Source organism: Pseudomonas sp. Cab53, from assembly GCF_018325965.1.
In the GTDB taxonomy this organism is placed as follows: Bacteria; Pseudomonadota; Gammaproteobacteria; order Pseudomonadales; family Pseudomonadaceae; genus Aquipseudomonas; species Aquipseudomonas chlororaphis_E.
Genome location: NZ_AP021902.1, coordinates 1,051,937 through 1,064,652 on the forward strand (window position 1 = coordinate 1,051,937; position 12,716 = coordinate 1,064,652).

A 12,716-nucleotide genomic window follows, 5' to 3' on the forward strand; every position below is an offset into this window, starting at 1 on the left:
AAGCCCGCTCCCACAATGTTTCTGGGTGTTCCCGGATGTGATGCCCGGCTCGATTTCCTGTGGGAGCGGGCTTGCCCGCGAAAGCGGCACCGCGGTCTCACTTCTGGATGAACAGAGTGATCTCACCTCTGGCATCGCATCATCCCCCCACCTTATCGCCCACTATTCACTCCCAGCCCATTTCATTGTGACCGGCCGACGAGTGCCGGACACTCGGCCTCAATGTCCTATAGGCCTGCTGGAGTTCTGCCATGAATGAGTCTGTGCGCTTCGAAGATAAAGTCGTGATCGTCACCGGGGCCGGCGGTGGCCTGGGGCGGGCCCATGCCCTGCTGTTCGCCAGGCACGGCGCGAAGGTACTGGTCAACGACTTGGGCGGTTCGGCCCAGGGGGAAGGGGCCAATGCCTCGGCGGCAGACCGGGTGGTGGCTGAAATCCGCGCGGCGGGCGGCATTGCCGAGGCCAACCACGATTCGGTCACCGATGGCGACAAGCTCGTGCAGAATGCCCTCGACGTGTTCGGCCGGGTCGACGTGGTGGTCAACAACGCCGGGATCCTGCGGGACAAGACTTTTCACAAGATGGACGACGCCGACTGGGACCTGGTCTACCGCGTCCATGTCGAAGGGGCCTACAAGGTGACCCGCGCCGCCTGGCCGCACCTGCGTGAGCAGAATTATGGACGGGTGATTTTCACCGCCTCTACCTCGGGTATCTACGGCAACTTCGGCCAATCCAACTACGGCATGGCCAAGCTCGGGTTGTATGGGCTGACGCGTACCCTGGCCATCGAGGGGCGCAAGAACAACATCCTGGTCAATGCCATTGCCCCCACCGGCGGCACCCGCATGACCGAGGGCCTGATTCCGCCGCAGGTGTTCGAGCAACTCAAGCCCGAACTCGTCAGCCCGCTGGTGGTGTACCTGGCCAGTGAAGCCTGCCAGGAAACCAGCGGCCTGTTCGAAGTGGGCGGCGGCTGGATGGGCAAGGTCCGTTGGGAACGCAGCCTGGGTGCAGGCTTCGACCCGCGCACAGGTTTTTCACCCGAAGACGTCGCTGCCCATTGGCAGCAGATCTGCGACTTCGAGGATGCGGTGCACCCCAATGACAACCTGGAAGCCTTGAAGGAGATGATGGCGAACCTGCAACGCTACGCCGTTTAACCCCGCGTCCTCGACCCGTGGCAACCCGTCTCGGGTAATCCGTGGCGAGCCTCTCGCCATCCTCTGTGCGCTTCCCATAAAAAAGGCCGCTGCAAAAAGCAGCGGCCTAAGCGTGACGTTGCAAAGGAGCTACAAATCAACGTCGGTACACACGGGACGATGGATCGAATGCGCCAATCCATCCGAATGACGGTGCGCCAGGCATGAGGGATGCCATGGCGGCTTGCGCTTGCAGGCCCGTTGCGCTGCAAGCCCGGCCAGCATAGGGATCCAGAGTGCCTGGAAACAGCCCGGATCCGGACATGCACTGTTGCAGGGCACGCAACAGTGAGGCCGGCCGCTGGAACATGCGCCTGGCTGATAACCCATCATCCAGTGCGTCGATGCCCTGCGCGAAGGCCCGCCTGGTATGGGGGGTAATCCTTTCGGGGTACAGCGCGAATACCTCCTTGGTGCGCTTATCGCCCCTGGCGTGCGGCAGTAGGGTGAAGCCTCTGTCACTCACCGGGGAAGACGCATGACAACAATAACAATGCGCGCCATCTTCAAGCCGCAGGCACTCGCCGCCGCGGTGGCCTTGGGTTGCTGTGCCCAGGCGCAGGCTGTTTCATTCAACATTGGTGAAATCGAAGGTCAGTTCGACTCTTCGTTGTCCGTGGGCGCGAGCTGGGGCATGCGCGATGCGGACAAGGATTTCGTCGGCACCGTCAACGGCGGTCGGGGGCAATCGTCCACCGGGGATGACGGGCGGCTGAACTTCAAGAAAGGCGAGACGTTTTCCAAGATCTTCAAGGGCTTGCACGACCTCGAACTCAAGTACGGCGACACCGGTGTGTTCGTACGCGGCAAGTACTGGTACGACTTCGAACTCAAGGACGAAAACCGTGAGTTCAAGGACATCAGCGACAGCAACCGCAAGGAAGGCGCGAAGTCGTCGGGGGCTGAGATCCTCGACGCGTTCGTCTACCACAACTATTCCATCGCCGATTTGCCGGGCACGGTGCGTGCCGGCAAGCAGGTGGTCAGCTGGGGTGAAAGTACCTTCATCGGCAACTCCATCAACAGCATCAACCCGATCGACGTGTCGGCGTTCCGTCGCCCGGGTGCGGAGATCAAGGAAGGCCTGATCCCGGTGAACATGCTGTTCGCCTCCCAGGGCCTGACCGACAAGCTCACCCTCGAAGGTTTCTATCAGTTGGAATGGGACCAGACAGTCGTCGATAACTGCGGCACCTTCTTCGGCAACGACGTGGTGGCCGACGGCTGCACCACCGGCTACACCGTGGGCAGCCCGGCCATTGCGCCGTTCCAGCCGTTGACCGCGCTGTTCGGCCAGGGCATCCAGGTGTCGCGCGAAGGGGTGATCATCCCCCGTGGTGGCGACCGCGATGCCCGTGACTCCGGCCAGTGGGGCACGGCGTTGCGCTGGCTCGGCGATGACACCGAGTACGGCCTGTACTTCATGAACTACCACAGCCGCACACCCACCGTCGGCACCACCACGGCGGGTGCGTCCACCCTCGCGGCCCTGCCGGGAATGGTCGCGATCGCCAATGGCCTGGCCCCCGGCAGTGGTTCGGGCCTGGCCCAGAGCGTGATGCTGGGACGCGGGCAGTACTACCTTGAGTACCCTGAAGATATTCGCCTGTATGGCGCCAGCTTCTCCACCACGCTGCCCACCGGCACCGCGTGGACCGGTGAAATCAGCTACCGGCCCAATGCGCCGGTGCAACTGAGCACCAACGACCTGACCCTGGCCCTGGTTAATCCGATTGCCGGCGGTGCGGCGTCGCCCATCGCCACCAGGCCGGGGGCGGACAACACCGGTTACCGGCGCAAGGAAATCACCCAGGTCCAGAGCACCCTGACGCACTTTGTCGATCAGGTGTGGGGCGCCGATCGCCTGACCCTGGTGGGCGAGGCCGCGGTGGTGCATGTCGGCGGGCTGGAATCCAGGGACAAGTTGCGCTACGGCCGCGACTCGGTCTTCGGCCAGTACGGCTTCAATGGCGACACCGACGGTTTCGTCACGTCCACGTCCTGGGGCTACCGCGCCCGGGCGATTCTCGACTACTCCAACGTCATCGGCGGGGTGAACTTCAAGCCCAACGTGTCCTGGTCCCACGACGTGGCCGGCTACGGTCCCAACGGCCTGTTCAACGAAGGCGCCAAGGCCGTCAGCCTGGGTGTCGATGCCGACTACCGCAACACCTACACCGCCAGCCTGAGCTACACCGACTTTTTTGGCGGCGACTACAACGTTCTCAAAGACCGCGACTTCCTCGCGTTGAGCTTCGGCGTGAACTTCTGATCTGGCTGACAAGGAAAACCCAATGCGCAAGATGATCCTGCAATGCGGTGCCCTGGCCTTGAGCCTGCTGGCCGCGAACGTGATGGCGGCGGTTTCGCCGGAGGAAGCCAACAAGCTGGGCACCACCCTGACGCCGCTGGGCGCGGAAAAGGCCGGCAACGCCGATGGTTCGATCCCGGCCTGGACCGGTGGTATCCCGAAAAATGCCGGTGCCGTGGACAGCAAGGGCTTTCTGGCCGACCCGTTCGCCAATGAAAAACCGCTGTTCACCATCACCGCCGCGACCGTGGACAAGTACAAGGACAAGCTGTCCGAAGGCCAGGTCGCGATGTTCAAGCGCTACCCCGAGACCTACAAGATCCCGGTCTACCCGACCCATCGCAGCGTTGCGCTGCCGCCGGAAATCTACGAGTCGGCCAAGCGCAGTGCGCTGAACGTAACGTCCATCAACGACGGTAACGGCCTGGCCAACTTCACCGGTAACCGTTACTACGCGTTCCCGATCCCCAAGAACGGCGTGGAGGTGCTGTGGAACCACATCACCCGCTATCACGGCGGCAACCTGCGCCGCATCATTACCCAGGCGACGCCGCAGACCAACGGCAGCTTCACGCCGATCCGCTTCGAAGAAGAAGTGGCCGTGCCGTTCCTGATCAAGGACGCCGACCCGGAAAAGGCCAGCAACGTGCTGACCTATTTCAAGCAGGAGGTCACCGCCCCGGCGCGCCTGGCCGGCAACGTACTGCTGGTGCATGAAACCCTCGACCAGGTGAAGGAGCCGCGCCTGGCGTGGATCTACAACGCCGGTCAACGCCGCGTGCGCCGCGCCCCGCAAGTGGCCTACGACGGTCCGGGCACCGCGGCCGATGGCCTGCGCACCTCCGACAACTTCGACTTGTTTTCCGGCGCCCCGGATCGCTACGACTGGAAGCTGGTCGGCAAGAAGGAAATGTACATCCCGTACAACAGCTACAAGCTCGATTCGCCGACCCTCAAGTACGACGATGTGATCAAGGCCGGCCACATCAACCAGGACCTGACCCGCTATGAGCTGCACCGGGTCTGGGAAGTGGTGGGCACGGTCAAGCCCAGCGAGCGCCACATCTACGCCAAGCGCCACATGTACATCGACGAGGACAGCTGGCAAGCCGCGGTGGTGGATCACTACGACGGTCGCGGCCAACTGTGGCGCGTGGCCGAAGGTCATGCCCAGTTCTACTACGACCACCAGAACCCGGGCTACACCCTCGAAGCGCTCTACGACATCATCGCCGGCCGGTACATCGCCCTGGGGATGAAGAACGAGGAGAAGCACAGCTACGAGTACGGCTTCGAAGCGCGGGCGGCGGACTACACGCCGGCGGCGCTGCGGTCCTCGGGCGTGCGTTAAAGGTGTGGCGAGGGAGCGAGCTCCCTCGCCACAGAGTGGTGTCTGCGCAAGGGCATCGTGAACGACCGGCAGTTGCCTCTGCCGGTCGTTTTTTTATGGGCGCCAATCAGCGCGCTGAATACTTCTCCAAAGGTCAGCGACACAGGACTAGGGTGATGAAACAACAATAAACAGGACCTTCGTACATGACTGCCATGACCCCGTGTCCGGACCGTCCAGGATTGCTGCCCCGCCTGTCCTCGACGCATGTACCGCGGCGGTCCTTGAGCGAGCCGTTGCTGACTTCCGAGGCACGGGTAAAACTGCTGTGCGCGCCCGCGGGGAGTGGCAAGAGTGCGCTGTTCGCCGAGTGTTTTCTCAAGGCCCCCGCCGACTGCCGACTGCATTGGTTGCCGCTGGGTGGCGTTGCGTTGACCCCCGCGCAGATGGGCGAGCGACTGGCGCAGACCCTGGGCCTGCCAGTGATGGACGAAGCGGGGCTGCTGGCCCACCTGGCGCGCCTGCAAACACCCACCTGGCTGTTCCTGGATGATTACTGCCGGGTGCCGAATCCCGAGCTGGACCAATGGCTCGACCGCCTGTTGAACACCAGCAGCCCGGCCTTGCACCTGTGGCTGAACGGCCGTCGCCGGCCGCACTGCAATTGGCCGCGGCTGTTGCTCGACGATGAGCTGCACGAATTCGACACGCAGGCGCTGGTGTTCAGCCCTGGCGATGTCCAGCAACTGCTGCGTCATTTGCCTGGCCCCCAGGCGGCCCGCACCGCCCGCGAGGTGATACAGCGCAGCGGCGGCTGGTGCGCCGGGGTGCGCATCAGCTTGCTCGAACGTTGCGAATGGGCGCGCAGCCACGCCACGCCGGGGCGGCCCGGAACCCTGGCGGACTACCTGGAGTACGAGCTGTTCAGCGCCCTGAGCCCGGACCTGGCGCAAGCCTGGCGCGTGCTCGCCCACTTGCCACGTTTCAATGCCCGGCTTTGCGAGCATCTGTTCGGCGACACGGTGGGCGTTGAATGCCTCCCGCTGTTGAAGGACCTGGGCTGTTTCATCGAGCCGTGGGAACACTCCTCGGACTGGTTGCAGATCTTCCCGGCCCTGGCCCGACTGGTTCGCGAGGAACCCTGGCCCCAGGGCCGTTCCTGGCATCGCCGGGCCTGCCAGTGGTTTGCCGCCGAACAGGATTGGCCCATGGCATTCGAGCAGGCGATGTTGGCCCACGAGTTCGAGACGGCCGTGAGTGTCTTGCAGCATCTGAGCTTCGAGCACCTCTTGCAGGGCCGCAACGTCGTGTTGCTGCTGAACTTGCATGACCAGCAGGGCGAGGCGCTGTCCCTTGGCACGCCGCAATCGGTAGGGTTGGTCACCGCAGCGCTGTTGTTTGCCGGTCGCTTCGACCAGGCCGCAGTGTGCATCGAGCAACTCACGCGGTTCGCACCCCAGCCGCGGGCCTGCCAGCAGCGCCAGTTGATCGCACGCTGGCAGGTCCTGCGGGGCTGGCTGCTGCACCTGTCGGGCGACGGAGATCCGGCCCGCGAACATTTCCTCCAGGCCCAGGCTCATCTGGATCCGCAGGCCTGGGCCTCGCGCCTGTTGTGTCAGTCGGGATTGACCCAGCAGGCGTTGCTCAAGGGCGACCTGGCCTCGGCGCAGTGGATCAACCGCCAGGCGCTGTGCCTGGCCCGTGCCGAAGGCTCGCTGGTGTTCGAAGGGCTGCTGGAACTGGATCACGCACAAGTGCTGGAGCAACGCGGTGCGCCGCATCGGGCCGACGAATTGCTGGGCGATGTCCAGGCGCGGCTCGACAAGCCCGGCCAGGATTTTTCCCCGCTGCTGGGCCGTATCGCCTTGCGGCGTGGACGCCTGGCGCTGCGCATGGGTTTTGAAGAGCGCGCCGCCGAGCAGTTCCAGGCCGGGTTGGAAATCGGCCTGCGCAGCCAGGATAAACAGGTACTTTACGGCTTTCTCGGCAAGGCCAGCCTGGCGGCCAACCAGGGCGACTATGGCGAGGCCTTCATGCAACTGCGCGACGCCGAGCGGATCATGCAGCAGCGGCACATTCCCGACACCGTTTACCGCGGTGTATTGCTGCAGATCAGTTGTCAGTTCTGGTTGCAGCAGGGGCGCGCCGAACTGGCCCACGAAGCCTTGACCCGCGTGCTGCGGCATTTTCGCGGGCCCCATGCCAAGCACGCACCGCCCGCGACCCTGGAGTTGATTCCTCGGCTTGAATACCTGTTGCTGTTGACCGAGGTGCACCTGCACCGCGCGCAAGACCCGATGGCACGCCTGGAGGCCATGATCGCCCAGGCCCGTTACGCGGAAATGCACGGCCTGGAAACCGAGCTGCACCTGGCGCTGGCGGAGGTGGCCTGGTTGACCGCCGACCGCTCGCAGGCCCGCGTGCTTGTCCAGGAAGGCCTGGAGCGCGTGGCCTGTTGGCGCGCCCAGCAAGCCTTGTGCGAACTGCGCCTGCGCCAGCCCGAACTGTTGCACTGGGCGCAATCGTCAGGCCCGATCGAACCGCCGGCGGCCCCCGAGGACGCCTTGCTCAGTCATCGCGAACTGGAAGTGCTGGAACTGATTGCCCAAGGTTATTCCAACCAACAGATTGCCGAACGGCTGTTCATCTCGTTGCACACGGTAAAAACCCATTCACGGCGCATACACAGCAAGTTGGGCGTCCAGCGGCGTACCCAGGCAGTGGCGAAGGCCAAGGTCATGGGGATGATGGGATAGGGCGCACTGCAAGCCTTACGCGTGCTTACAGTTGCGCTTTTACCCCCGGAGGGGGAGTTGGGTTATAACGGCGATGCCGGTTCGAACAGGACGTTCGGGCCATGAAATGACAAGGATGTTCATGAACACTCAAACGTTTTCTACGTATTCCGAAAGACTGCTTGCCCTCAAGCTCACTCGCGTCGATTTTGCCGTGCAAGTGCTGTTGGGCGATCACCTGGAGGCACTGGGCCTCAACCCGCATAACCTGTATCTGAATACCGTGGCCGGGTTTCCCGACCCCCAGGTTGAAACGTCCAGGACATTGTTCGATGAAACACTGGCCTGCGTTCAGAAACAGACCTTGGCGCATTACACCCAAGGCATCACCAATATCTTCAGCAAGCGGTATTCCTTTGCCGTCGAAGATCGGGTCAAGGCGCTGGACTTGATCACCTTCGAGAAAATCGTGGCGGACATTGTGACGGGCCTGGCTGAAAAGCCCGGGATGGATTTGTCCGAGCGGCCCATCCTGCCGTTGAGCGCCGAAGCGCTTCATGGCGCGTTGAAAGTCCATCTGCCCGGCGTCGATCTGGAGAAAGTCTTCATCACCAGCTTCGTCAACCATGACGTTGCAAACCCGGTGGTGTTTTCTTCCGAACCCCTGGTTGAGTACTTGCTGGCGCACCTACGCAACAACGATATTCCTTACCATGCCAAGGGCGATCCCCAGGCCATCTACCTGGTCCCCTTCAGCGGCGAAGAGCGTCACCTGCATCCGCGCCTGACGCCTGCCCACCTCAATGACCTACTGATCAGGATCGTCCCCGACTTCCTGGGCTGATCTTCCATCGGTTTCATACCCCATCCGCCAACTCACGGCCCGGGTCGCGGCGAGCAATCGTTGCGCCGCCGGGCCGTTTTCGTCGGCGTGGAACAGCGAGGTCGGGCCGACGATGGTCATCACCGCCGTCACCTGGCCGACCGCATTGAACACCGGGGCGGACAAGGCATCCACGCCGGGCATCAGCAGGCCGTGCACGTGGTGCAGGCCGCGGTTGCGGATCTGTTCGCACAAGGTGGCATAGGCCTGGTCGTCGGCCAGGGCATGCCGCTCGGATCCTTGCACTTCCTGTTCGCGCAAGCCGATCGTCTCGCGCTCGGGCAGGTACGCGCTGAACACCAGCCCGGTGGACGAACTGAGCAGGGGCAGCACCGAGCCCAGTTGCGTCACGACCGTCACGGCGCGCACGGCAGGTTCGATGCGCACCACGGTGGCGCCGTGGTTGCCCCATACCGCCAGGAAGCAGGTTTCGTTCAGGTCATCGCGCAACTCGGCCAGGGGCATGGCGGCCACTTGCAGCACGTCCATGCCGTTCAATGCCGCCAGCCCGACGCGCAGCGCTTCGCGGCCCAGGCCGTAGTGGTTGGTGGCGGTGTTCTGCTCGGCGAATCCGCTGGCAATCAACGCCTGCAAGTAGCGATGCACCTTGCTTGCCGGCATTTGCACGTGCTCGGCCAGGCGCGACAGCGACGTGGACGGCGACAGCTCGGCCAAGGCCTTGAGAATGTCAGTGCCGACTTCGGCCGAGCGGACTTTCTGTTTACCGTTATTGAGCGGGGTTTGCATGGCGGCGCGGGGTCCAGAGGCGAATGGGCGTCTTTATAGCTTGACGGTCGTTGTCGAGCAAATTACGTTATGCGTAATTGAATTACGATAAAAATAACCCGGTGCGCCTGACACTCACCCCATGAGTCACGGGCCGCATCCCTGGAGGCTCCATGAACCTCGATTCCCCAGCGTCGGACCTGGCTTATCAATCAGGCTTCGGCAATGAGTTCGCCAGCGAAGCCTTGCCCGACGCTTTGCCCGTCGGCCAGAACTCTCCGCAAAAAGCCCCTTACGGGCTGTACGCCGAATTGTTCTCCGGCACCGCGTTCACCATGGCCCGCAGCGAGGCTCGGCGAACCTGGATGTACCGCATCCGGCCGTCGGCCAACCACCCGGCCTTCACCCCATTGGAGCGGCAACTGGTCGGCGGCCCGCTGGGCGAGGTCACGCCCAATCGGTTGCGCTGGAACCCGCTGGAGAATCCCGCGCAGCCCACCGATTTCCTCGATGGCCTGGTGCGCATGGCCGCCAATGCCGGCATGGACAAGCCGGCCGGCATCAGCATTTTTCACTATTGCGCCAACCGCTCCATGGAGCGGGTGTTCTTCAATGCCGACGGTGAATGGCTGATCGTGCCGCAGTTGGGCCGGTTGCGGATCATCACCGAACTGGGCGTGCTGGAACTGGCGCCGCTGGAAATCGCCGTGCTGCCCCGGGGCTTGAAGTTTCGCGTTGAACTGCTGGATGCGCAGGCCCGCGGTTACCTCGCCGAAAACCATGGCGCGCCGCTGCGTCTGCCGGACCTCGGGCCCATCGGCAGCAATGGCCTGGCCAACCCGCGGGACTTCCTGACACCGGTCGCCCATTACGAGAACCTCGCCCAGCCCACCACCCTGGTGCAGAAGTTCCTCGGCCAGTTGTGGGCTTGCGAGCTGGGGCACTCGCCCTTCGACGTGGTCGCCTGGCACGGCAACAACGTGCCGTACAAATATGATCTGCGGCGGTTCAACACCATCGGCACCGTCAGCTTCGACCACCCGGACCCGTCGATTTTCACCGTGTTGACCTCGCCCACCAGCGTCCACGGCCTGGCCAACCTGGATTTCGTCATTTTCCCACCCCGCTGGATGGTGGCCGAGAAGACCTTCCGTCCACCCTGGTTCCATCGCAACCTGATGAACGAATTCATGGGCCTGATCCAGGGCGCCTACGATGCCAAGGCCGAGGGCTTCGTGCCCGGCGGGGCGTCGTTGCACAGCTGCATGAGCGCCCATGGCCCGGACGGCGAAACCTGCACCAAGGCGATCAACGCCGAACTTCAGCCGGCGAAAATCGACCACACCATGGCCTTCATGTTCGAGACCAGCCAAGTGCTGCGTCCGAGCCGTTTCGCCATGGACTGCCCGCAACTGCAAACCGACTACGATGGGTGCTGGGCTTCGCTGCCTGTCACCTTCGACCCGACCCGGAGATAACCCATGACTCAACTTTCCCCCGTCCGTAGCTGGGTGGCCTCTGCCAACGGTCATGCCGATTTCCCGCTGCAGAACCTGCCACTGGGCATCTTCAGCCACCAGGGCGGCACCCGACGCGGCGGCGTGGCCATCGGCGAGCAGATTCTCGATCTGTCGGCCGCGTTGCAGGCCGGCCTGTTCGACGGCGCGGCGCGAGCAGCGGTCGAAGCCATGGTGGGCGGTGAGCTCAATGGGTTTTTCGAGCTGGGCCGTGGCGCCCGTGTCGCCTTGCGTGAGCGGCTGCTGGAGCTGCTGCGCGAGGACAGCCCTCAGCGTGCCCAGCTCGAAGCCCAGCAGTCCCAATGGCTGTTCCCCGCGGCCGATTGCCAGTTGCACCTGCCGGCCAGGATCAATGACTACACCGATTTCTACGTAGGGATCGAGCACGCACAGAATGTCGGCAAGCTGTTCCGCCCCGACAACCCGCTGCTGCCCAACTACAAGTACGTGCCCATCGGTTATCACGGCCGTGCCTCGACCATCCGTCCCTCCGGCACCGACGTGCGCCGTCCCAAGGGGCAGACGCTGCCGGCCGGTCAGGCCGAACCCACCTTCGGTCCGTGCGCACGGCTGGACTATGAATTGGAGCTGGGGATCTGGATCGGCCAGGGCAATGCATTGGGCGAACCCATCGCCATTGGTGACGCCGCCGAGCACATTGGCGGTTTCTGCCTGCTCAACGACTGGTCGGCCCGGGATATCCAGGCGTGGGAATACCAGCCGCTGGGGCCCTTCCTGTCGAAGAGTTTCCTCACCAGCATTTCGCCGTGGGTCGTGACGGCCGAGGCGCTCGAACCGTTTCGTCGTGCCCAACCCGCGCGTCCGCAGGGCGATCCGCAACCGCTGCCGTATCTGCTGGATGCGCGCGACCAGGCCGGTGGTGCCTTCGACATCGAACTGGAAGTGCTGCTGCTGACCGACGCCATGCGCGAGCAGAACCTGCCGGCGCATCGCCTGACCTTGAGTAACACCCAGTACATGTACTGGACCGTGGCGCAGATGGTGGCGCACCACAGCGTCAATGGTTGCCAGTTGCAGGCCGGTGACCTGTTTGGTTCGGGCACCTTGTCGGGCCCGCAGAATGGTCAGTTTGGCAGCCTGCTGGAAATCACCGAGGGTGGTAAGAAGCCGATCGAGCTGGCGTCTGGCGAAGTGCGCAGGTTCCTCGAGGACGGTGACGAAATCATCCTGCGGGCCCGTTGCCGCCGCGAGGGCTTTGCCTCCATCGGGTTTGGCGAGTGCCGTGGCAAGATCCTGCCGGCGCGTTGAGGGGCGAGCATGGAACTCTATACCTACTACCGCTCCACTTCGTCGTACCGGGTGCGCATCGCCCTGGCGCTCAAGGGCCTGGACTATCAGGCCCTGCCCATCAACCTGATCGCCCCGCCGGGAGGCGAGCATCGCCAGCCGGCCTACCTGGCGATCAATCCCCAGGGGCGAGTGCCCGCGTTGAGGACCGATGAGGGGGATGTGCTGGTGCAATCTCCCGCGATCATCGAGTACCTGGAAGAACGGTATCCGCAGGTGCCGTTGCTCAACGCGGACTTGGCCATTCGAGCCCACGAGCGGGGCGTCGCGGCCTTGATCGGTTGCGATATTCACCCGCTGCACAACGTCAGCGTGCTCAACAAACTGCGCCAATGGGGGCATGACGAGGGGCAGGTGACGGAGTGGATCGGACACTGGATCAGCCAGGGGTTGGCGGCGGTGGAGCGGTTGATCGGCGATGAGGGTTTTTGCTTCGGCGCGACGCCGGGACTGGCGGATGTCTACTTGATTCCGCAGTTGTACGCGGCTGAGCGGTTCAATGTCTCGTTGCAGGCGTACCCGCGGATCTGTCGAGTGGCGGGGCTGGCGGCCGGGCATGCGGCGTTCCAGCGGGCGCATCCTGCAAATCAGCCCGATACGCCTGCCGGATAGGGCCGTGACCGACCTGACGCCTTCGCGGGCAAGCCCGCTCCCACAGGGAATAGGTAGCGGCCCCACTGTGGGAGCGAGCTTGCTCGCGAAGG

General features: G+C 63.7%; 9 protein-coding genes. 8 read left to right on the forward strand and 1 reads right to left on the reverse strand.

The annotated features are described in order from the left end of the window. Positions 1-251: 251 nt before the first annotated feature. The 5 genes from KI241_RS04485 to KI241_RS04505 all read left to right on the forward strand — a co-directional run bounded on the left by KI241_RS04485 (position 252) and on the right by KI241_RS04505 (position 8,422). A complete protein-coding gene (locus tag KI241_RS04485) occupies positions 252-1,163 on the forward strand; it encodes an SDR family oxidoreductase (protein ID WP_212803421.1) in 912 nt (303 codons plus the stop codon). A gap of 517 nt (positions 1,164-1,680) precedes the next feature. After that, positions 1,681-3,474, forward strand: coding sequence for a DUF1302 domain-containing protein (locus KI241_RS04490; protein ID WP_042729379.1), 1,794 nt, complete (start codon positions 1,681-1,683; stop codon positions 3,472-3,474). A gap of 22 nt (positions 3,475-3,496) precedes the next feature. Further along, positions 3,497-4,864 carry a DUF1329 domain-containing protein gene (locus KI241_RS04495; protein WP_042729378.1) on the forward strand — a complete coding sequence of 456 codons (1,368 nt, stop codon included), beginning with the start codon at positions 3,497-3,499 and terminating at the stop codon, positions 4,862-4,864. A gap of 185 nt (positions 4,865-5,049) precedes the next feature. Beyond that, positions 5,050-7,599, forward strand: a complete 2,550-nt coding sequence (locus KI241_RS04500) for a LuxR C-terminal-related transcriptional regulator (RefSeq protein WP_042729377.1) — start codon at positions 5,050-5,052, stop codon at positions 7,597-7,599. 121 nt (positions 7,600-7,720) lie between these two features. Continuing rightward, on the forward strand, positions 7,721-8,422 hold the full coding sequence (locus KI241_RS04505) for a hypothetical protein (RefSeq protein ID WP_042729395.1): 702 nt from the start codon (positions 7,721-7,723) through the stop codon (positions 8,420-8,422). Here the strand turns inward: KI241_RS04505 and KI241_RS04510 are convergent. After that, the gene (locus tag KI241_RS04510) at positions 8,387-9,208 is read right to left on the reverse strand and encodes an IclR family transcriptional regulator (RefSeq protein ID WP_042729376.1); all 822 of its coding nucleotides are present in this window, start codon (positions 9,206-9,208) and stop codon (positions 8,387-8,389) included. The two genes, KI241_RS04505 and KI241_RS04510, sit on opposite strands and share 36 nt — an antisense overlap. Positions 9,209-9,360: 152 nt before the next feature. Between KI241_RS04510 and hmgA the strand changes: the two genes are divergently transcribed. The 3 genes from hmgA to maiA are packed head-to-tail and all read left to right on the forward strand — an operon-like array spanning position 9,361 to position 12,624. Further along, positions 9,361-10,665 carry a homogentisate 1,2-dioxygenase gene (hmgA, locus tag KI241_RS04515; protein WP_042729375.1) on the forward strand — a complete coding sequence of 435 codons (1,305 nt, stop codon included), beginning with the start codon at positions 9,361-9,363 and terminating at the stop codon, positions 10,663-10,665. 3 nt (positions 10,666-10,668) lie between these two features. Then, the gene (fahA, locus tag KI241_RS04520; RefSeq protein ID WP_042729374.1) at positions 10,669-11,973 is read left to right on the forward strand and encodes a fumarylacetoacetase; all 1,305 of its coding nucleotides are present in this window, start codon (positions 10,669-10,671) and stop codon (positions 11,971-11,973) included. Between the two features lie 9 nt (positions 11,974-11,982). Continuing rightward, the gene (gene maiA, locus KI241_RS04525; protein WP_047738255.1) at positions 11,983-12,624 is read left to right on the forward strand and encodes a maleylacetoacetate isomerase; all 642 of its coding nucleotides are present in this window, start codon (positions 11,983-11,985) and stop codon (positions 12,622-12,624) included. Positions 12,625-12,716: the final 92 nt, after the last annotated feature.